Genomic DNA, 21,823 nt, shown 5'->3' with positions numbered 1-21,823 from the left:
CTCAGCTAACGAACTCTAAAACTTAGCCAAGTTATCAACACTATCTTTATCAATTAACTTAACAAAAGGATCAACCCCTGCGAAAAGCGGCTTTTCTTTCACTTTTAGTTCAATGGTGTTAGTGCCGGTTACTAACCGGTGCTTTTGTGAATAAATCACAAAATCTTCAGCTAGTAGGTTTTCAGGATCATCGTTAAATAATGCAATATCAATCATTTCATCAAGTGGTTGCTCTGCTTCTTCACCTTGACCATCGGCACGCTTTTTAGCGGCCTCGACAGTTAGAGTGACCGTGTACAAGCCATCACTATCAGCCTCATCAGATACTTTCGCTTCTTTCATTGTCAGCTCATATAAAGTGATATACATAAACTGATCATCAATGAACGCTTGCTCTGCGGGAGTCGCGTCACGTTTCAAATAACTAAGTAAATCTAACGTGGTCGGGTAAGGATTACTTTGATATTTAAAGTCACTAACAAACTCTTTTAAAATGCTGTTTAAACGCTCCTCACCAAACAAATCATGCATGGCCATCATCACCACTGAACCTTTTTGGTAATAAATATGCGCTTGGCTTTCTACTTTATACAACGGCATTTCTTGATACGCTTCAACTGAGCGACCTTGCAAATACTTATCAAGTTCATACTTTAAGAATTTACGTAGCTTTTGCTCACCGTATTTTTTCTTAAGTACCATAATTGCGCTGTATTGCGATAAACTTTCTGACAATACTGCAGCACCTTGCACATTAGCTCCGGTAACCTGATGCCCCCACCACTGGTGAGCCACCTCATGAGCAGTAACATAGTAAGGCACATCAATCTTAGTACTGTCTCGGTTATCTGTAATAAAGCCTATTTGCTCTGAATAAGGTACAGTATTAGCAAAGCTTTGTGCAAATGACTCATAACCAGGGAACTCAATAATACGCATTTGCTTATGTTGATAAGGACCAAACTCCGCAGAAAAATAATCAATTGAATCAGTAACCGACTCAATCATACGACCCACGTTCCACGTATGGTCTTGATGGTAATAGACTTCAACATTTACTCCATTATGCGTTATTTTTTTAGACTCTAAACGAGCGGATAAAATGGCATAAAAGTTTATTATTGGTGAATCCATTTCATAACGGAACGTGCGTCGTCCGTCAGTCACTGTTTCACTTTTTAAATAACCTGGTGCAATTGCAAATTGCGACTCATCAGTAGTAATGGTTGCAGCAAAGTTGATAAAACCACCATTCGCGCCAAACATGCTTTGTTTGTAATACTGAGTGTCTTCAAGTTTATTAGCACGCTGTAGCTCAGGTAAGCCACGTTTACGACGCTCATGTTTATCCGTTAATTGATAACTGTCGTTATAACCAAAGCGCGGGAATAAGCGCCAATTATCAATAAAGGTGCCATTAGCAACAAGCTTAGTATCGGTGTTGCTATCGGCAAAACCTTGGTGGCTGCGCTCGACTGAAATCTCACCTTTGCGCACTTCACCAGGCATTAATGGCTGAGTAAATTCAAACCACGCTGAGTTATAGTCAGGCAATTGTTCAGTGATGTCCCCTCCGGCAATTTTAACACTCCACTGAGGGCTGTTATCCGGTTTACTCACCAAAAATCGCTTAATTGCTTGCTCACTAGTATTGGTAATAAGCACATTGGCAGTGGCGAGTATTTTGCGCTGCTGTGGATATATCGCAACATTAAGATCAACGTCAGTGATTATCGGCAGTGGGTCATCTTTATACTGCACAAACTGTTGCTCGTATTCAACTTGCAAGTTTTCAAGTTGATCTTTAGTATAAAAATCATTCAGCACTCTTGTATTATAATAAATTTGTGCGCCCGCAGCGATAAATACCACTAACCCAAGTACTGCCGCCGCTTGCCCTTTTCGACCTAAGTTATATTTTAACTGCGCAAAACGATTGCGTAAGCTTTGTGACGGGCCACGGTGCCACAATGCAAGCCCAATAACGGCTAGCACCACACTTAACCCTCCCCAATAAAGTGTGTACCATGCCACTCCAGTTAAGTAATGACCATAACCGTTAATATCTGAATAAGCAGCAGGACTTAATTGGGCAAAATGAAACATATTATGACTAAACCCATAATTACTTAGCACTATTGACACTAAATAATACAGTCCAAATAATCCCATGCCGATGTATTTATTAGCACTGATTATCTGCAGAAAAAAGGCCAGAATAGCGAGCATTACAAAAGGTAAAAAAGCAAAATAACCTAACCTAAATAGGTATTGTCCAAGCTCTAAATTAAACTGTCCTTTAATTAGCTGTACAGTAATTGTCAGTACCATACTAAAAATATAAAGCAGACCAATAACACTCACTAAAGCCAATAGCTTAGACACCCAAAACACACTATTATGCACCGGAAAGCTATCGACAATATCACCCATGCCGCTATTACGTTCACGCCATACTAGCTCAGCGCTGTAGTACACAATAACAATAGTAATTAATAGTCCTATTGCATTTTGAATGATACCAACCATGTTTTGAGTAACAGGCCAATTAACTGTGCCATACCAACCAACTGGAGCTAGTAATGGCACCATAAGTACAGCTAAAGTAATAATACCTAAAATCAAAAATGGCGCACTGATAACAACTTGTTTAAACTCAAAAACACAGCGCAATAATAGCTGTTGTTTGAAAGAACTTGCGCTCGCTTTATGATTTACCGAAGAAGCAATGAGAGCCGCCTCTTTTTGTTTAGTTAAATTAGAGGCAGCGAGTTTCTTCTTTTCGCGCTTGATAACAATGCGAGATGACAGCTTGCCTGAGGCAAAAAATATAACAGCTGCCAATATAACCCATAATATACGATTAAATAGTAAAACCCCTGTTAGCTCTAACGTTTGAGTATTTTTATCACTCGCAGTCCAATAACGAGTAATATCAAGTAATGAGCCACTTGCAAAAGGATCGGCATAACCCACTATCCATCGAAACGCTAAATCATCAAAGTAAACAGATACGGTAGAGTAGGCGATTAAAAATGCAACCGCGGTAAGATATACTGCCATCATTGAGCGAAAATACGTTGCCACACCATTAAATATAGCCGCTAAAACAAACAAGCTAGGCACTGCCATATAAAAATAGGCCGTTAAGTAATAGCCTAACTTGTTATCTCCTACCAACTCAGGATCAAGCCAACCAACTAGCAAACCAAAACCAGATCCTAAATATATTCCCAGCGGTACAAACGCAAAAATAAGCGCAACAACACAGTACGAACCTAAAAAGCGCCCTAATTGATACATTAATGGCTTGAATGGCTTGCTAAAAACTAGCTCTGACATATTCGTTTCATCATTACGAATCGCAGAACCAGCAACAAAATTTACCACTAAAAAAATAGCAAACTGAAGCAAAATACTAACTAGCATCAAGATACTAAATGGTGAATTCACATTAACGTTGCTGCCACCAAGTAAGACGTTGTCACTGCTACTTGCAAAAAAGCCACTAAAAAAAAGATTAAAGCGGTTACATAAAATGAAGGCTGACGTATAAAATAACGCAGCTCAAAGGTAAGCATATTTAAAAACATGATATCCCCCCTACGCTGCACTAATATTACGATGCTGATGCAAAGTAGAAAAATACACATCTTCTAAGTTAGCATGACTAGCAGTAAACCCTTCAGGAGCTTGCTCACCATACACATTTAAAATTGTCTGCCCAGCGAATAAACGCTTTGAAATCACTGGTAGATGCTGTTCAAGCTCTTGCGCTTCAGTTTGGTTGGTTGTTTTTTGCCAAATTTTACCTTGGAGTTTATCAGTAAGTGCTATTGGGTTACCTTCAAGTAAAATTTTGCCACTGGCTAATACCGCCATATTAGGGCAAAGCTCCGCGACATCTTCAACAATGTGAGTTGATAAAATGACCACTTTTTTCTCGCCAAGGCTTACTAATAAATTATGAAAACGATTACGCTCTTCAGGATCAAGACCTGCTGTTGGCTCATCAACAATCAGTAAATCAGGGTCACCAAGTAATGCTTGTGCGATACCAAAACGCTGGCGCATACCACCAGAAAAACCACTCACGGCTTTATTACGATGCTGATACAAATTTGTATGTGCCAACAAGCCTTCAACCGACTCTTTACGCAGTGCTTTATTATCGAGCCCTTTTAAAACAGCCATATGATCAAGTAAGTCATAAGCTGAAACTCGCGGATAAACACCAAAATCTTGTGGTAGGTAGCCTAAACGCTGACGAAGCGCTTGTGGGTCTTTAAATGCATCAATACCGTCAAAGATCACAGAACCTGCATCGGCTGACTGCAAAGTGGCAACAGTACGCATTAACGATGATTTACCGGCGCCATTTGGTCCAAGTAATCCAAACAGACCTTTTCCTATTGATAAATCAACCCCTTGTAGTGCGTGCACCCCGTTATCGTAAGTTTTTGATAACCCAGTTATTGATAGCATTTTTACTTCCTAGTATTTGATTATAATAATTATTTATACGAAGTAAGTTACATTACCAGTAAGTTAGTAACAATAGCAGGAGGTTGTAATTTTGTAACAGAATGAAAACAGAAAAGCCGCAATAAGTGCGGCTTGGTTTCACTCTTAGGAGAGGTGAACTTAAATTCTGAAGTAACACTAACTCAAAGCTGTATTTAATACTGCAGTAGTTATTTTCATCATCAGTTTGCACTAGCGATAACTTTATATAACTAAGTTATCGACAAAATCTGCCTGCACTAATGATTTTTGAATGTCTAAATAATGACTGCCGGTATGCTCGGCTGAGTATTCAAAGCATGTGCTTGTAATAATGTTGCTTTGTTTTTAGCTACCCATGCATTCTTAATTTCGAACTATACTGTATGAAAATATAGCTGAACAATCTGTGAACACAATGTGCAATTAACAATCATTATTTTAGGAAATAACATAACTGTAAAGTAGATATTACTTGCACCTAATCTCGCTACTGGGTATAAAAATAGTTATCAACATTTAATAAGAAGCGAAAAGCCATGCAGCAACATGACTACCAACCACTTACAGACTTTATTGAATATCCACATGAACAGATGCTTGAACGCGCTAATGAGTTTTTAACGACAAGCCAGCGTCGTCATACAATTCGTAGTTTTAGCGACCGACCGGTGCCAAAAGATATTATTCAAACCTGCATTAAAGCCGCAGCTACAGCACCAAGTGGTGCAAACCACCAACCGTGGCATTTTGTAGCAATTAATAGTAGTGATGTGAAAAAGCAAATTCGTGAAGCAGCCGAGAAATTAGAACGCTCATTTTATGAAGGCCGCGCTGGTGAAGAGTGGTTAGATGCTCTAAAGCCATTAGGCACTGATGCCAGCAAACCTTATTTAGAGCATGCACCTTGGCTAATTGCCGTATTCAGCCAAAAGAAAGGCGGCTTAAATACTGATGATAAAAACACCAACTACTATGTGCATGAGTCAGTCGGTATTGCCACCGGCTTTTTAATTCAAGCATTACATCGCGCAGGGCTTGCAACACTAACTCACACACCTAAACCAATGAGCTTTTTAACCGACATTTGTGGCCGCGACAAAGACAACGAACGCCCCTATATGCTGCTCATTGCCGGTTACCCAAGTGATGATGCTACTGTGCCTAATCATGCCTTGGTGAAAAAATCACTCGATGAAGTTGCTACGTTTATTTGATTGTAAAATGACTGATATGCTCAATAACTATGTATTGAGCATTTTGTTATAAGCATCTGAGGAAAAGATAATTTATCTATGATTGGATGAATAAATTATAAAATGTATCTGAGATAATCATTTTAAAATTCGGCTCTATATAATCCATTGATAAATAACAGGTTAGTACCCCACATGCAGCCAAAATAAGACTTATAATTACTTGATTACTAAAACCATACACTACCCTCCAAAAGTCATGGTAAAACCGACTCTCTTTGAAAAGGTCACTACTCACAAAAAAAAGCGTAAACAGAATGGAGAATGAGATACAAAAAAGTTGTAAAGGATGCATTATTAGATACTGTATTAGCTCAATATATGTATCCAAAGAGATTTTCGAACCACTATCATTTGAAACCGAACCTTCACCAATATTCTTATTATAAATCATAATCATAGATGAAAAAGCAAAACAAAGTGCAAGAAAGGAAACAGGTAAAGATATTATACTAGGTATCATACCTATAAAGCTTTTTTTACGCTCCCGTCCGGCGGCTAAACAATTACTTTTAGCTTCTATTGAACCCGATAAAAATATATCATCTTCACTTTGAAAATTCTTTACTGAAATTCTTCTTGTCGAGGCAATCTGCCTAAAACTCTTTAAATAACACAATATACCTCTCATGCTATGAAATTCTTTTATGCTCTCAGCTCTTCTTTTCTTTAATATTAAACGGTAAAGAGACTTGAAAATATTAATAGCAAGTGCCTCGTAAGATCTATTTTCATTACCATCGCCACATTTAACTAAGGGCAATAAGTTATCAGTTTTTGAGTCATGATGTTGATGTTGATGACAAACATCCTTAATAAAGTAATATGTCTGATGTACTACTTCTTCAATAAACTTATCAAACCCTTCAGGAACAGTTGCTGTCCACAAAAGGTTTTCACGCTGTATTTTACGTACATACAAGTTTTCTAACTCACAAAAGCCATCTCTAAAGATCTTTATTTTTGTTACAATTAGAGAGCGATCCAAGATATCTTGTATACTAGGTATACTCATAGATTTTAATAGCTCTTCATTCTCCAAAACATTATGACACTTATGTTTTTCTAAAAATATACTAGGCTCAATAATGACATAGCCACTCAAAGACCCTTTTGTATTTTCAGCATTTTCTATAAACGAATAATAAAAAGAAAATTTAAAGTCCCCAGAATGGTAACTTAGCTTCTCAATAGTCTTACTAGCCTTGGAAAATAATCTTAATGGTGAGTATTTAAATTCAAATAACCATTTTCTTAAAAAGCGAGGAACCGCACTATCATTTAATTTTCTGTTTTCTTGTAGAACCAAATTATGGTTTAAATACCTTTGCTTAATATATGGGTAAGGCTTTGTACTAGAACCAATTGTATCAAATGACAGTCGCCCCCTTAAATTTGGAATCCATCCAATAAACTTCATGAACTAATCCTGCAGAAAATAAAAAAGCCACATAACGTGGCTTAATAATCGACATATTTTATGTCTAAATAGATTTAATAGCTTCTCTTGAAAGCTGGCTACAAGGAACAAACTCACCATTTCTTGAGTCAATGGTAAAGCCTTTAGATATCTCTTCCGGTGAGTAAGCGAAGTCATGATCAATATCTCCTTGAAGAGCTTTACTCACTGAGCCAGTCAACTTATGATTATGTTTAAACTCCGCTTTAGGCTTCATTAGTACTTTAAAGCTGAGAACGAAAAATAGAATAGACAGTGATAAAAGAACCATACCTATAAAAAGCATATTTTGACCCTTACTAATCCATTAGAGACAGAAAATTTAGCTGTGCATTTTACACACAATACAAAAAATATCAAATTTATTAAATTTAACTTATAAGTAACAATTACAGTAAATATCACTCTTGTCAATTTTTATCGACTAATCTTAAAATATTACACCTTAAACGAACGCCCCTATATGCTGCTCATTGCCGGTTACCCAAGTGATGATGCTACTGTGCCTAATCATGCCTTGGTGAAAAAATCACTCGACGAAGTTGCGACCTTCATTTAGGTTTAAAATCCACCGCTAATGTGTCGCCGGCGTTAAGCCCGGCGATAATATGCTGTTTAGCATTAATCACCTCCCCTAAACGAACAAAGCGGCGCTCAATCTTTTGCTCGTTAATAACATATACCATGGCTAATTGACCGTACTCATGCACCCAACTTGGCTCAATTAAAATTCCTTGCTCGGTATCCAGTGGCAAGTGAAGCTGTGCATATAAACCAGGCATCAAGTTTGATTGTGTTGGCAACTCTAAACGAATTAACATACTACGTGCAGCACTATCGGCAATCGGAACAATTTCACTCACCACCGCAACAGCGGTTATATTAAGTGAAGGCAAACTGACCGTTAAGCTTTGACCCAGTGTGAGGCTAATTGCCTGACGTTCTCGCACATTAAATTCAAGCTGTAATTGTTGTGGATTATAAAGTGCCAATAAAGGTGAACCAGGCACTGCGGTATCACCTGGTTCAACTAACCGCTCTACAACAACTCCAGAAATGGGCGCTTTTATACGGGTAAATTCAAGTGCGACTTGTGCTTGGGTTTGCTGTTGCTTGGCAACAGCTAAGCTTGCGGTTAAGTTATCAAATTTCGCTTTTGCCTCATCATTATCACTAACCGATACCAACCCTTGTGAATATAAGTCAGTTACGCGCTTAAGCTGTTTATCAGCTTGTGTAAGTGACGCTTGAATGGCTTTTATTTGCGCATCACTTTGTGCCAATTGCGCTTTAAAATCGTCTTGCTGCAAAGTAATGAGAACATCGCCTTGCACAACACTATCACCAGCACGTACATTTAAACGTTCCACTTGTGCCATCACTCGTGACGAAATTTGCGTGTTTTGTTTTGCAATCACAGTACCGGGAACATCTTCACTGCGCTTGATCGCCGTCAGCTCAACGGTAGCGACTTTTCCCTCATATGTCGTTGCTAATACGGGTTTATTTCCTGCGGCTTGTTTATTTGAAAAGCTGCCTGCCATATAAAGCACAGCAACAATAATCACTAACAACGCAATGATTGAGCCGAACAGTTTTGATTTACCTTGCATGAGCTTCATCCTCGGTTGTTTGTGTGTTCGCAAACACTAAATAATAAACTAGCGGCACCACAAACAACGAAAACAATGTTGATGCCACAATGCCAAAAATAATAGCGATAGCAAGACCACTAAATACGGGGTCTAACGTAATCACTAAGTTGCCTAATAAAGTTGTGCCAGCAGTCAGTAATACTGGCCGCATCCGCGTTGTACCTGCGGCAATCAATGCCGCTTTTATTGCCATCCCTTGCCCGCGAGCTTGATTAATAAACTCAACTAAAATAAGCGAGTTACGCACCACAATACCAGCAAGTGCTATCATGCCGATCATCGCTGTTGCGGTGAATAGCACAGGCTCTGGAGCACCGGCTATGGAGCGCTCACCAAACTGATTTAATAACCAAAAACCTGGCATAATACCAATCACAGTAAGTGGAATAGCCGACATAATAATCAGCGATAAACTGGCAGATTGCGTTTGTATTCGTAAAATAATAAAAATGGCGGTTAACGCAAAAGCAAACGCAATTCCCATATCTCTAAACACATCAATTGTGATCCGCCATTCACCTTCACCACTAAACGTTACATGCGTGCCTTGTGGTAATTGCCAAGCCTGAGTTCCACCGTTATTAAAAAAGCTGCGGGCTAACCAATTTGTTTGCTCAAAATCATCGCTACTTACATTTAAATCAGCGTTTACGTCCGCAATGATTTCTGCAGGAGTACGGCCATTAAGCTCTGCCATCACGTATACAACCTCGCGTTGGTCTTTACGCATAATCGGTTTTGCGACATTTAGGTTATGAAATTCACCCAGCTCAGATAAAGCCACCAACGGTCGTGGCGCACTAGTTAAACCAAACTCATTAGTTGATTTTGCCAGCTCTCTATCACCTCTGATTTGTATAGCAAGCAGTTGCGCTAATTGGTTTCGCTGCTGATATGGTAATTGCATTTTGATCTCAACGGGCTGCGTTTCACCACTGACATACATTACGCCCACATTTTTACCCGCAGATGCAATCGTTAATGTATTGGCAATATCTTGTGTTGATACCGCCGACAAAGCCGCCTTGGCTTTATCGGTAATAAAGCGCTGCATCGGTGCCGTGGCTGCAATACTTGTATCAACTTCAACCACATGGGGCTCTTGCTTCAGTCGTTGTGCAACTTGTTGAGCCGCTTGATGGTGGGTTTGCGTATCAACAAACGGATCACGATACACTTCAGCCACTAAGGTGCTAAATACTGGCGGCCCGGGTGGAACTTCAACCACTTTTATCACAATGCCATTAACGGCCAATGGCTCAAGCTGTTTACGTAAACGCATCACGACACCATGAGACTGTTGCTCGCGCTGCGCTTTGTCTAATAGTAATACTCTAAGCTCAGCTAAATTAGCGGCCTCACGGCGATAATAACCGCGCACCATACCATTAAAATCCATGCTTGATGGTTGCCCAACATACGCAGCTATTTCACTTACTTCACTAAGCTGCCATGTTATAGCTTGTACTTTACGAACGGTCAGTGTTGTTTGCTCCAGATTCGTCCCCTCGGGCATATCTATCAGTACTTGTAGTTCATTTTTATTATCAAACGGCAATAACTTCAGCGGCACCATTCGCATCACGGGCAGCAATGCACTGATAATAAATAATCCTAAGGTTGCCCATAAAATCAGTTTTGCGCGCCCTTTACTGGCCAGTAAAGGCGTTAATAAGCGTTCATAAATAGCTACTTTAGGGGAAGTTAAATCATTGTGCTCAACAACCGGTTCTTTTAATAACTTCATGGCAAGCCAAGGAGTTACAAAGAATGCCACAATGGTTGAGACCATCACGCTTACAGGCACATTAAATGCCATTGGTGCCATATATGGGCCCATCATGCCAGTGATATAAGCCAAAGGAATAAAAGCCACCATGATGGTCAGTGTCGACATTAATAATGCACCACGTATTTCGCTCATTGCAGCGACAATCTGTTGTTTTTTATTGCCTTTGTTTTGTAAAAAACGGCTAATATTATCAATGCCCGTTATCGGATCATCCACCAGCAAGCCCAGTGATAATATCAATGCAAATAACGTTACTCGGTTGATGGTGTAACCAAACGCAAAATCGAGGCTTAAGGTTATGCCATAACAAATTGGCACAGCTAAACCAACAACGATAGCGGGTCGCCAGCCTAAGAACACGCCAACAAAAATCACTACGGTAAATACCGCAAACACTAAGCTTGAGGTTAAGTTATTCACTTTTTCGTTAGCGGTTTGCCCGTAATCTCTAAGTATTGTGTAATCTATTTGCGAAGGTAAAAAATTAGTTTTTAAATCAGCCATCATCGCGTGTACATCATTTGCGACTGCGACTGCATTTGTGCCCGCTTTTTTAGCAACACTTAAGGTGACTAAAGGATGCTCTTGTGTGGTATCAGATTGCGCTAGCCACTGATAATTTTCAGGCTCACTTGGTCCATCGAGTACTTTTGCAATATCTTTTAAATAAACACTTTTGCCGTTAATAACATTTACAACAAGCTGCTCAATCGCGGCTTTTGTTCGTAACACATCACCAGCTTGTAGCATGATTTGTTGCTCTGCATTAACAACACTGCCAACCTGAGATAATTGATTAGATACACTCAGTGCATAATAAACATCGCTGAGCGTAGTTTGATGAGCTGCTAGGGCCGTCGCATCTAAATTGACCGTTAAAGTGCGTTTGCGCCCAGCAATCACTTTAACTTCACTGGTGTTTTCTATGCGCTGTAAACTATTCGCAATTTCGTTAGCAAAACGGGTTAACTCATAGTCGTTATATAATTTAGGATCTTTACTAAATAAGCCTAGCATCACAATCGGCACGTCATTTACTTCGACCGTAGCGCACCTGCCATGAGCTAATAACTGACGCCATGGTATGTTGATAACTATATAGTTTGGCGTAAGTATCGAGGATTGCTTGTTCACGATCATGACCCACAGTAAAGCGCAATGTCACCACAGTGCCATTACTTTGTGTGGTTGAATAAATATGCTCAACACCGCGTAATTGCGCCAATAACTTTTCGAGTGGTTGCGTGACCAGCCTTGCCACTTCGGGAGCTTCAATGTTAGGAGCTGAGACATAAATATCCAGCATCGGCACCACTATTTGCGGTTCTTCTTCACGGGGAGTTTGCTGTAAAGCCATAATGCCAAGCAACACAGCCATTACAAAAATAATGATAGGAATACGCCCGTTAAGACTATTTTTTACTGCACTGTCGAGCTTATCCATTTGGTTATTCCTTACAAAATAAACCATAGAGCGTGGCTAACATAGCCTGTGCGTTGTCGTTAATCACCCGATAATAGATGGTCTGGCTTTCGCGACGAGTACTAACAATATTTGCTTTTCGTAGTGCAGCCAAATGCTGCGATAAAGCAGACTGTGCCAATGGTACAGCCGCATTTAATTCAGAAACACTCATTTCACGCCCCTGCAAAGAGCACAAAATCATTAAACGGTTTTTATTTGCTAAAATTTTTAATAGCTGCTCAGCATGCTCTACGTTATTAGCCATAGCTGCAAAGTCGATAGTCATAGTTCCACTCTTATATTCAAAGTACAGCAGATTATAGTTAGCTATATTAGAAAAGTCTAATATTATAATTTACTAATGTAGCTTTATCTAATATATTAAATAGTAACAGTCACTATTACTAAGGTTAACCGTGAAACTAAACGATGCTCTTCGCTTGATAGCAGGTGTAATGATTTGCATATCATTGTTACTACAGCAATTTCATGATCCATTGTGGATTTGGTTTACAGTGTTTATTGCTCTAAACTTAATTCAATCAGCATTTAGTAAATGGTGCCCGATGATCACTCTTTTAAAAAAACTAGGTTTCGAGGAATAACATGCTTACTTCAATCCCAGATCTAATGAAAATAATTACGCCAAATCAACGCCGCATTGAGGCTACACAGGCCAAGCAAGAAATTGCTGACAACAAAGGACTACTAATTGACGTACGTGAACCCGCCGAACATGCGGCAAAAGCAGCTATCGGCGCAATTAATATTCCCCGTGGTTTACTAGAAATGAAGTTAATGGAAATCGAAAAAGACCCAGCTCGGCCAATTTACTTACACTGCGCCAGTGGCGCACGCGCAACATTAAGCGCTGAAGCACTTACCCGCGTTGGTTATGAAAACGTCACCGTTATTACCTGTAATGCAGAACAGGTTTGCCAAGTATTTTAATGCAATTGGCATAACAGCTTCACATAAAAGTCATACTGGTCGGATAAGCTCTTACTTTTAAATTTAGCGGTACAGAGCAATGACGTTTACACGAAGAAATTTTTTAAAAGCCTCGGCGGCAGGATTTGGTGTCGCCGTTTTATCATTAGGATTAACAGCTTGTCGGTTTGATGATGAAGATGACGACATTCTTGACGTAAGCTTTGCTCATGGTGTTGCCAGTGGTGATCCATTAGCTGACAGCCTAATTCTGTGGACTCGTGTAACCCCTCTAGATCCAACAACCACCAGCATTAAAGTACAATGGCAAGCAGCAACCGACCCTAACTTTGCTAATATCAGCCACAATGGTGAAACACATATAAGTGCAGCTACAGACTTCACCTTAAAAGTCGACTTACAAGGCTTAAACGCCAACACCACTTACTATTATCGCTTTAAATCGAATGGCAAAACCTCACCTATTGGTGCAGGTAAAACACTACCAACAGGCAGTATTGATAAAGTGAAATTTGCTGTTATATCGTGTGCCAACTACCCCGCAGGCTTTTTCCATGTGTATGGTGAAATAGCCAAGCAAACAGACATAGACGCTGTATTGCATTTAGGTGATTACATCTATGAATACGGCAATGATGGCTACGCTACTGAAGATGCTGGTATTTTAGGCCGTTTACTGCCAGAAGATAACAGTGACGAAATAATTAGCTTAGCTGATTACCGTAACCGCTATGCCCACTATCGTACTGATTCAAACTTACAAGCTGCGCATAGTAACTGTGCATTTATTACTGTGTGGGATGACCACGAAATTACCAATGACACATGGCGAAATGGCGCAGAAAACCATAATGAAGGCGAAGGTGAATTTAGCGAACGTAAGCTACATGCCCTACAGGCCTATTTTGAATGGATGCCAATTCGTAATGTAGCTGATAAAGAACGAATTTACCGTCGCTTTGAGTTTGGTAATTTAGTCTCTTTATACATGCTAGACACGCGTGTACTCGCCCGTGATGAACAGCTAAGCTATGCTGATTTTGACCTAACCAGTGCACAAGGACAAAGTGATTTTGCAAATGCACTAAGCTCACCATCGCGCGCATTACTTGGCAATGAGCAGCTAACATGGCTCACTGATGGCATGACAACATCAAACTCAAAATGGCAGGTACTTGGCCAACAAGTACTGATGACCAAAATGCATTTGCCGTTTGAAGTACTGCAACTACTAGTGAGCTTACAAATAAGTCAAGCAAATGGCGGCGACACTAATGCATTATTAGCACAAGCATCGGCATTATTTGCTGAACTTGCACAAATCAAAGGCCGCGTGCTTGCAGGCGATCCAAGTGTTACTGATGCCGAACGCGCTCGAGTTGATACTACTGCACCATACAATTTAGATGCATGGGATGGTTACGCCTACGAACGTGAAGTGCTGCTTGGTACTGCCATTGCCGCACAAAAGAACTTAGTGGTTTTAGCGGGTGATACTCATAACGGTTGGGCTGGGCAATTAGTTACTGATGCTGCAAACCCAATTGCAGCGTCACAAAATGCCGGTGTAGAATTTGCTACCTCTTCGGTGTCTTCGCCTGGTCTTGAAGAATACCTAGCGCTGAATACACAAGGACCTGAAGTTACGGCACAAATGGAGCAAGTTATTGCACTATTAGTCAATGATCTTATCTATAACAACTTAGTCGATAGAGGTTACTTAACCGTGACCTTTACCCCAGAGCAAGCCACCGCTAAGTGGAATTACGTAAGCAGCATTAAAACCGCTTCATACGAAATGCAAACCGAGCGCAGTAAAGAACTACGTATGCTAGCAGGTCAGCCAGTAATACAAGGGTAAAGATTCTAGGTGCTAGGAAAAATGTTTAGATGAAAGATTAAAACAGCTCGGCGATCACTCGATCGCCGGAATTTTTGCGTTACGACTTTAATCATTGGTAATTCCTTTCATATTCTTAGTGTCGCTATTCCTCTCAAAGTGCATGAATAAAACATGAGCGATACTTGATAGCACGATCAATACAATGCCTGTGATACCCAATAAAGTTTGAGTTTGTTGAAGAAAAATGTAGCCCAAAATACTAGAAAATAGAATTTGCGCATATTCAAGCGGCATTAGCTTAGATAAGTCACTTTTATTAAAAGCGAAAAAACGTGCTGCAAGTTTAGTAATAAGGAGCCCACCATATAGCATAATTAGTAGAGCACTATTTGTACCTAAAGGTTTCCACACAAAAATAGCGACGGGTAATAAGATAATCGCCGAATAGAGGGGAGCAAAAACCATTTGAGGCACAACTTTCTCTGCATTGCCTATTTTCTTTAAATTAATATTATAAATGACTAAAATAGCTACCGCTGACAGTGCAAAGATCAATCCTAGATAGAGGTTTTGCTGCGTTACTTGGCTCGCCATTAGTTTTGGAGAAAGCAGCATCATCACTCCAGCTAAATTCAAAATAATAGCGATATAGACATAGGCTTTTGGTTTTTCTCTAAAGATAAACACCGACAAAATGGACGTTATAAGTGGCACAAAAAAGTTAATCGCGGTTACTTCCGCTAAACTTAGATATTGCAGAGCATAAAACAAACATATTGTTGAACTAACACCAAGCAGTCCTCTGAAAATATGTAGCTTCATTTTTTGGGGTTTGATATTTTCCCATTTGCCTTTCGAGAATAATATAATGGCCGCAAAAGCTGCAATTACATTAACCAAAAAGACAACTTGGAATGGGCTGATAGCTTTACCTAAAAAACCACCGATTAGTAACATCACACTTAAGATAAATGAATCTGACAACATCCAAATCACTGCGGTTGACTCTTTACTAGCCATTTAACTTCTCTCCATGTGTTTGTGTAGCACAAATATATGCTACGAAATTAGAGTCCTATTAGAAATCAACTACTTTGAACCCTAATAAAACTGCATCCTTTTCAGATAAAATCGCTTTAAATTACACCCACAAAAGGTACAAAACAAGGGGTTTAGAGATAATTTGAGCTAATAGCATAAGACACTTTGGGAGGGTTAAAACAACAGGAACCAATGATAGTTAATGTAATAGTCTTCGGTTATCGAATGTAAACTTAAGCTCCCTGTTTAGTGAATACATTGGCATAGCACTGTATTAATTTCGCGGATACTCGCACATTGCCATATACCAATTGCCAGTTACATGTTCGTACTTACCATAATCTTTAGCACCGTAACCGAGCACACATAAACCTATTTTCTCAGGGTTACCAAAAACAAAATAACCTTCTTGTTGCCTATCCTGGTATGAAAAGGTAAATGCTTTTCTAATCAACCAAACACCCTGAAAATATTGAATCCAAAGAACATCTATATTTTTATTCAGTAAAAACTCAGTGAGCTCATCCAAACTTGAATCGGTCACCTTCACGAATTCTTTACTGCCTTTTTTTCTTATTAACTTATGCGCGAAACGCTCACCACTTTTATCATCAACCCATTGTACAGCCTGAAGATCCCTTTGCTCTGCAAGTAAAATGGCGTGCTCCAAATCATTCTCGTGTTTTTTGAGAAAGTTTTTAGCTTTTGATTCAGGGCTATTAACCGTAAAAAATAAAAAGCTTGCTAGAAAAATAACTACAAGCACCGAGAATAAAACAATGAATCTTGGTATCAGAGTCTTCCTACGAAACAGCTTAATATAAGGTGTATTTTCCATATGTTCCTTAAAGCAAAATAGGATTACTCATATCTAACTATTTCCGCTCATCCAATAACGTCACTAACATTTGTTCAATATTTTTCACACTGTAAGTAAGTGCGCGTATTAGCTCAACTTGGCTTTGTGGCTCATCACTGTTCGCTTTTGTTGGTTGCTGTGCGGTTAGATTATCTTTTTGAGTTAAGATTGCCTCGCGAAACTCACTGGCATCAACTACCCCAAGTAACGATACTAATGCGCCATGACCAGACTGACCTGCGGTTTCAAAGCTTAGTCGATATAAACCAAATAAACGCATCAACGGGCCTTGGCTTAACCCGACGTCAGTTATTTTTTCAAGTGGGATGGACTTTTCTTCTTTGAAAAATACACCGCGCTTTACTACCAGTTTACGCTCAAGTAATTGAGCCGACATAGCGGCTAATATACTGCCACTTACAATCCAAACAATCAGTACTATTACCGGGATAAGCGGAATAGTCACAACTCCTAAGGTGCTTGCACATACTGCAAAAATTAACCAATAAGGCTTTATTTTAGGATCAAACGTAGCACTTTTTAACATAGCTTCTGACATCGTAGTTACCCATAATCGTATTATGATTATAAATTACGCTAACTTTGCCTAGGCTGCAATTTGATCATAAAAAAACCGAGCATCTAGGATACTCGGTTCTGATTGTTTATAAAGTGTATTAATGCTTAGTTCTTATTGATCAGTACCTGCACATTATTACGATTAGGGCCAATAACCGTAAAGGTATAATTGCCTGCGTCAGCAATGGCTACATTAATATTTGCCCCTACAGCTTCAAGCAAACTTTGCTCGCCAACTATAACCTGTGGAGATTCACCTTTGCCGCCGTAGTCCACAGTGTTCCAATCTTCAGAGGCTATTTTGAACTCATAATCACCGGCATCTAAATCAAGTGATGTACTATAAATAGCATTCCCTTGATAGATTAGGGGTTGTCGGTACCCCAGCCATTTAAGCTGCCACGTAAGTAAACTTGAGTGTCTGCAAACATTTGCGCATTAAATACACTCAGCGTGGGTGCATTCAAATCACTGGCATCAAAAATGAACTGATATTCACCCTCGGTTGCAACATCCATCGTCATATTAGCGCCTTTAACAGCTAATAACTTATCTTCGGCAACGGTTACGATTGCATCCGCTTCACCGGAACCATAATCAACGGTATCCCAATCTTCAGAAGCAATTTTAAATTCATAACTGCCTACACTGAGTATTTTAGTAAAGGTATAAACGCCTTTACCTTGATAGATTAACTCATCACTGGTGCCCCATTCATTTAAGCTGCCACGAACAAATACAGGCGTGCCAACGAATCGTTCTTCGTTATAAATTCTCAGCGTTGGATTGTCTTTATCGCTGGCATCAAACGAGAATACATAAGTTGCATCAATTGCGGCATTAAAGGTCATATTCGCGCCACTGCGCATTAAAGGCTCGGTTTGATTTTCCAACACTGCTTTATCAGCATCAGACAGCGCGCCAAAATCCACACTCGACCAATCTTCAGAGGCAATTTTAAATTCATAATCTCCCGCAGTTAAAGTAATAGCGATACGGTATTCACCATTGCCCATATACTCAAAGCTGTCAGCTGTGCCCCAATCATTTAAACTACCTCGCACATATACTGTGGTGCTGCCAAAAGGCACTACGTCTGGCGCGCCCACTGTTGCATTCGCACTTAAGCCTACACCTTGGTTCTCGCCTTGTGGTTTTACAAATACCGCGATTGTATAAGCTGGGACTGTAAATGTACCGTCGGTTTCACTGGCAGTAAAACTCACTCCAGACATACTGCTATCGGTGCTGTTTTTAAGTATTGGATGTAATTCAAACCCAGCAGCGGTTGGTACTGTATGTGAAAGCGCTTGCTCAGTTGCATTAATTACTACTACGAGCGCGTCAACTTGGTTATCTAAATCTGCAAAACCTTGACCGTCATCAATGCTCATTACAATCAAACCATGTTGCTGGTTTTTACCAACATTGTGAAAACCTACACGGTCAATAACATCTTGCTCTGTGGTTAATCTAAATAATGGGCTGCTACTACGAATAGCTAAAAACTCTTGGAACACATCCCCTGCGTAAGCTATATCTTGCGGCTGTGCAGCAGCTTGTGGATTACCTGAGACCTTAATGATTTCAGGCCATTTCTGTTGGTTTTTCTCAGCATTAGGTAAACCAATATTCCAATTATTATTTTCTTTCGTTAAATCTACCGCATTAAACCAATCCCCTGCATTGTAGCTGTCACGATCCATTGATTTTGAGCGTAGTAAATCAGCCCCAAGTTGCATAAACGGGATACCTTGGCTTACTAATGGAATTGCTAATGCCATATTATGCGCACGCACTCGTTGCTCAATACTCATACTTGTTGCATGTTTATATTGCAGTTGATCCCATAAGGTTTCGTTATCGTGCTTTGATACGTAGTTAATGCTGTCAGCAGGGTCTAAAGCATAAGCCGTCGGCTGAGTATTCCAGCTAAAGCTATTACCTTTTGCCGAATTACCTTTAAAGTCTTTCAGGATATAGTTTTGTAAATTACCCGCCAGTGATAAACGCAGAGTATCTTGGTCTGCTAAATTACCATCGGTCGGGTTATTGCTAAACATAGCCCCACCGCGCACAGCCTCACGGATGCGGTCATTGAATGTGCCAACTTCAGAGCCTGCCATATCAGCTTGCTTAGCTTGAGTGAACAATCGGTTATTAGCGACTTCACCAAAATCCCAGCCTTCGCCATAAAAGTAGTTGTCAGGGTCAACAGCTTGCACCGCTTCACGCGCTGCTAAAATTGATGATTTAGGCATGTGCCCCATAACATCAAAGCGAAAGCTGTCGTAACCAAAATCACGGGCAAGAATGACCAGTGAATCGCTAACAAACTTGTCCATCATCACATGTTCAGTCGCGGTGTTTTCACAACAGGTTGAACGCTCGATATCCCCCGTTATTTCACTGTATCTGTGGTAATAACCCGGCACGAGTTTATCAAACACTGATTTTTCCCAAATGCCTGATGACGTTGTATGGTTGTATACCACATCAAGAACCACGCGAAGGCCAATCTCTTGAAGTGACTGTACCATGGCGCGTGTCTCTTTAACTCGGGCAACCCCTTCACTGCTTGATGCATACGAACCTTCTGGGGCAATAAAGTGATGCGGGTCGTAACCCCAGTTAAAACCGTCTAAATCACGCATCGCGCTGGCAAGTGCTTGAGCATCATCAGAACCTGGAAAGTAGCTTTGCATTAAATGAGCAATGATGCTGTTTTTATTTTCGATTTTACAAGCATCGGCGGCATCGTCTATTCGCTCACATAACTTACCTAGGGTGTCAGTGATTTCAACGCGCTTATCCGCATCTTCTTCAATGGTGCCAATGTCTGTTACAGGGAGTAAGTGAAAATGCGTTAAACCTTTGTCAGCTAGTTGCTTAAGGTGCTGCATAGGGATGCTTTCAAGCTCAGTAAATGCTAAATATTTACCTTGGTTTGCTGCGCTTACTGACGTATCGCGAATACTAAAATCACGTACATGACCTTCATAGATAATGGCATCTTCCGGGTTGGTAATTGTTGGTACACTGCGCTCATCCCAGCCTTGTGGTTTGGTATCGTCATCATTTAAGTTGATCAACTGCGAATACAGGCCATTGCTTGATACATTCAGTGAGTAAGGATCGGTACTCCATAAACTTTCAATCGCTTGAGTAGTAGGGTGGTAAACATCAAACGCATAGCGGTAATAATGACGGTCGTATTTGCTGTCTAAACTCACTGACCAAATACCTGTATTGCTGTCTAACGTCATGGCAGTGCTATATACTTGTGCTTTATCGGCGTCAAATACATTAAGCATCATATTGCTAGCGGTTGGTGCCCATACTGAAACATCAATTGCATTGTTATTATAATGCACGCCTAGCATGGCTTCATTTGCGTCGTTTTCACCTTGGGTGTAAAGTGCATCAAGGGCTTTGGCGGTTTGCACAAAACTTGCTTCAAGTAGCTTGCCTTCTGCATCGTAGCCCGCTACAACGAGCTGTTGTTTTATAAGTTGTTTTGCAGTAGCGGCATCCCAATTACCTTGATAGGCAGTCCAATCTGTTAAGTGCGGTACTTTCGCTGCTTGTGCATCGGTTAAACTCGTTGCCATTAATTCAACTGTTTCACCATTTAAGCCAGTATCAACATCAACAACCAAATCGGCAGCAGCTGATGAATGCAGCTTAATAATCTGCGTAAGCTCATTACTTGGCTTATACAGCACAGTATTTAAATCAATCCAGTGTGCTGATGCACCGTCAATTGCAACGGGGCTTTCGCCAAGCGCTTCTACTGGGTATTCAAATACTGTTGGCTCACCGTCAAAGGTAAAGTTCATACGTACAAAACGCTCGTCGTCCTGCATCAGTGGCATGGTTAAATCCACATCACCATGGGCTTTACCTGAACCTTCTGTGCCAATATGAATAATAAAATTAGCGCACTTGGTATAACCGTCTTTTAGCGCGACAATCCAATAAGCTCCATAGTTTGGATCGACACCATTATATTCATGGCCATTAGCCCAATCGGTGGCATCAAACGGCGGCGCGTAAGCTTCACAGCCGTCGGTATTCCAAGAGTGTAAACGATAGCCTTCATAACCCTTATTTTCTGGGCGCTTATAAAATAAAATAGCCTCACCTTCGCCTGCAAATACCACAGGGTCTGGTAAGTCGGGGTTATAGCCACTGGTACAGCTTTCATTATTTGCATCTGGAAACAGCGGTGCGTCACAAGAGATAGGCTCAGGATCAACACATTGAGTGCCTGCTGCATTAGGGACTTGAGGCACATCACAAGCCAATAAGGCTTGGCCTGCTTTTACATCGCTACTGCCTGAGCCTCCACAGCCAAACAGTAGTGTTAAGCTCACTGCTAATAGCAAATGAGTCAATTTAGTTATTTTATTCATTATTT

12 protein-coding genes and 4 pseudogenes are annotated in these 21,823 nt (G+C 40.3%); 5 read left to right on the top strand and 11 right to left on the bottom strand.

Features of this window, described 5'->3' with window-relative positions:
- Positions 1-15 precede the first annotated feature (15 nt).
- Positions 16-3,593, bottom strand: a pseudogene (locus P4S61_RS10075) (ABC transporter permease/M1 family aminopeptidase).
- 10 nt (positions 3,594-3,603) lie between these two features.
- Positions 3,604-4,485: an ABC transporter ATP-binding protein gene (locus P4S61_RS10070; RefSeq protein ID WP_182732365.1), complete on the bottom strand. Its 882-nt coding sequence runs from the start codon at positions 4,483-4,485 to the stop codon at positions 3,604-3,606.
- A gap of 557 nt (positions 4,486-5,042) precedes the next feature.
- On the opposite strand from P4S61_RS10070, the gene P4S61_RS10065 reads away from it, so the two are divergent.
- Positions 5,043-5,720: a nitroreductase family protein gene (locus P4S61_RS10065; protein ID WP_337118216.1), complete on the top strand. Its 678-nt coding sequence runs from the start codon at positions 5,043-5,045 to the stop codon at positions 5,718-5,720.
- Between the two features lie 76 nt (positions 5,721-5,796).
- On the opposite strand, the gene P4S61_RS10060 is transcribed toward P4S61_RS10065, so the two are convergent.
- A complete protein-coding gene (locus P4S61_RS10060; RefSeq protein WP_337118215.1) occupies positions 5,797-7,179 on the bottom strand; it encodes a hypothetical protein in 1,383 nt (460 codons plus the stop codon).
- Positions 7,180-7,243: 64 nt separating this feature from the next.
- Positions 7,244-7,504, bottom strand: a complete 261-nt coding sequence (locus P4S61_RS10055; protein ID WP_337118214.1) for a hypothetical protein — start codon at positions 7,502-7,504, stop codon at positions 7,244-7,246.
- A 162-nt stretch (positions 7,505-7,666) separates the two neighbouring features.
- Between P4S61_RS10055 and P4S61_RS10050 the strand changes: the two are divergent.
- A pseudogene (locus P4S61_RS10050) lies at positions 7,667-7,777 on the top strand (nitroreductase family protein); the annotation flags it as partial.
- Here P4S61_RS10050 and P4S61_RS10045 read toward each other — a convergent pair.
- The 3 genes and pseudogenes from P4S61_RS10045 to P4S61_RS10035 all read right to left on the bottom strand — a co-directional run bounded on the left by P4S61_RS10045 (position 7,770) and on the right by P4S61_RS10035 (position 12,416).
- Positions 7,770-8,831, bottom strand: a complete 1,062-nt coding sequence (locus P4S61_RS10045) for an efflux RND transporter periplasmic adaptor subunit (RefSeq protein ID WP_145241951.1) — start codon at positions 8,829-8,831, stop codon at positions 7,770-7,772. The pseudogene P4S61_RS10050 and the gene P4S61_RS10045 overlap by 8 nt on opposite strands.
- Positions 8,821-12,109: pseudogene (locus tag P4S61_RS10040) on the bottom strand (efflux RND transporter permease subunit). The gene P4S61_RS10045 and the pseudogene P4S61_RS10040 overlap by 11 nt, the downstream one beginning before the upstream one ends.
- Before the next feature lie 4 nt (positions 12,110-12,113).
- Positions 12,114-12,416, bottom strand: a complete 303-nt coding sequence (locus tag P4S61_RS10035; RefSeq protein WP_149983086.1) for an ArsR/SmtB family transcription factor — start codon at positions 12,414-12,416, stop codon at positions 12,114-12,116.
- Positions 12,417-12,546: 130 nt separating this feature from the next.
- On the opposite strand from P4S61_RS10035, the gene P4S61_RS10030 reads away from it, so the two are divergent.
- The 3 genes from P4S61_RS10030 (at position 12,547) to P4S61_RS10020 (ending at position 14,942) form a co-directional block, all read left to right on the top strand.
- Complete coding sequence (locus tag P4S61_RS10030) at positions 12,547-12,735, top strand: YgaP family membrane protein (RefSeq protein WP_149983085.1); 189 nt, start codon at positions 12,547-12,549, stop codon at positions 12,733-12,735.
- A gap of 1 nt (position 12,736) precedes the next feature.
- Positions 12,737-13,081: a rhodanese-like domain-containing protein gene (locus P4S61_RS10025; RefSeq protein WP_182732369.1), complete on the top strand. Its 345-nt coding sequence runs from the start codon at positions 12,737-12,739 to the stop codon at positions 13,079-13,081.
- Positions 13,082-13,160: 79 nt separating this feature from the next.
- The gene (locus P4S61_RS10020) at positions 13,161-14,942 is read left to right on the top strand and encodes an alkaline phosphatase D family protein (protein WP_182732370.1); all 1,782 of its coding nucleotides are present in this window, start codon (positions 13,161-13,163) and stop codon (positions 14,940-14,942) included.
- Between the two features lie 87 nt (positions 14,943-15,029).
- Here P4S61_RS10020 and P4S61_RS10015 read toward each other — a convergent pair whose 3' ends face one another.
- From P4S61_RS10015 to P4S61_RS10000, 4 genes and pseudogenes are all read right to left on the bottom strand, one after another.
- Positions 15,030-15,911: a DMT family transporter gene (locus tag P4S61_RS10015; protein WP_442961590.1), complete on the bottom strand. Its 882-nt coding sequence runs from the start codon at positions 15,909-15,911 to the stop codon at positions 15,030-15,032.
- Between the two features lie 328 nt (positions 15,912-16,239).
- The gene (locus tag P4S61_RS10010) at positions 16,240-16,803 is read right to left on the bottom strand and encodes a hypothetical protein (protein WP_064668489.1); all 564 of its coding nucleotides are present in this window, start codon (positions 16,801-16,803) and stop codon (positions 16,240-16,242) included.
- Between the two features lie 37 nt (positions 16,804-16,840).
- Positions 16,841-17,383 (bottom strand): PH domain-containing protein, encoded by a 543-nt coding sequence (locus tag P4S61_RS10005; protein WP_064668490.1) that lies wholly within the window; start codon positions 17,381-17,383, stop codon positions 16,841-16,843.
- Between the two features lie 125 nt (positions 17,384-17,508).
- A pseudogene (locus P4S61_RS10000) lies at positions 17,509-21,818 on the bottom strand (alpha-1,6-glucosidase domain-containing protein).
- Positions 21,819-21,823 lie beyond the last annotated feature (5 nt).

It is taken from the genome of Pseudoalteromonas sp. B160, from assembly GCF_037162485.1.
In the GTDB taxonomy this organism is placed as follows: domain Bacteria; phylum Pseudomonadota; class Gammaproteobacteria; order Enterobacterales; family Alteromonadaceae; genus Pseudoalteromonas; species Pseudoalteromonas rhizosphaerae.
Note: the sequence above shows the minus strand (reverse complement) of the source record. Positions and strands in the feature narration are given on the sequence as shown.

What these genes read in the sequence shown, in the direction of transcription:
- P4S61_RS10070 (WP_182732365.1), bottom strand. Translation starts at nt 4,485, where the DNA reads ATGCTATCAATAACTGGGTTATCAAAAACTTACGATAACGGGGTGCAC.
- P4S61_RS10065 (WP_337118216.1), top strand. Translation starts at nt 5,043, where the DNA reads ATGCAGCAACATGACTACCAACCACTTACAGACTTTATTGAATATCCA.
- P4S61_RS10060 (WP_337118215.1), bottom strand. Translation starts at nt 7,179, where the DNA reads ATGAAGTTTATTGGATGGATTCCAAATTTAAGGGGGCGACTGTCATTT.
- P4S61_RS10055 (WP_337118214.1), bottom strand. Translation starts at nt 7,504, where the DNA reads ATGCTTTTTATAGGTATGGTTCTTTTATCACTGTCTATTCTATTTTTC.
- P4S61_RS10045 (WP_145241951.1), bottom strand. Translation starts at nt 8,831, where the DNA reads ATGCAAGGTAAATCAAAACTGTTCGGCTCAATCATTGCGTTGTTAGTG.
- P4S61_RS10035 (WP_149983086.1), bottom strand. Translation starts at nt 12,416, where the DNA reads ATGACTATCGACTTTGCAGCTATGGCTAATAACGTAGAGCATGCTGAG.
- P4S61_RS10025 (WP_182732369.1), top strand. Translation starts at nt 12,737, where the DNA reads ATGCTTACTTCAATCCCAGATCTAATGAAAATAATTACGCCAAATCAA.
- P4S61_RS10020 (WP_182732370.1), top strand. Translation starts at nt 13,161, where the DNA reads ATGACGTTTACACGAAGAAATTTTTTAAAAGCCTCGGCGGCAGGATTT.
- P4S61_RS10015 (WP_442961590.1), bottom strand. Translation starts at nt 15,911, where the DNA reads ATGTTGTCAGATTCATTTATCTTAAGTGTGATGTTACTAATCGGTGGT.
- P4S61_RS10010 (WP_064668489.1), bottom strand. Translation starts at nt 16,803, where the DNA reads ATGGAAAATACACCTTATATTAAGCTGTTTCGTAGGAAGACTCTGATA.
- P4S61_RS10005 (WP_064668490.1), bottom strand. Translation starts at nt 17,383, where the DNA reads ATGTCAGAAGCTATGTTAAAAAGTGCTACGTTTGATCCTAAAATAAAG.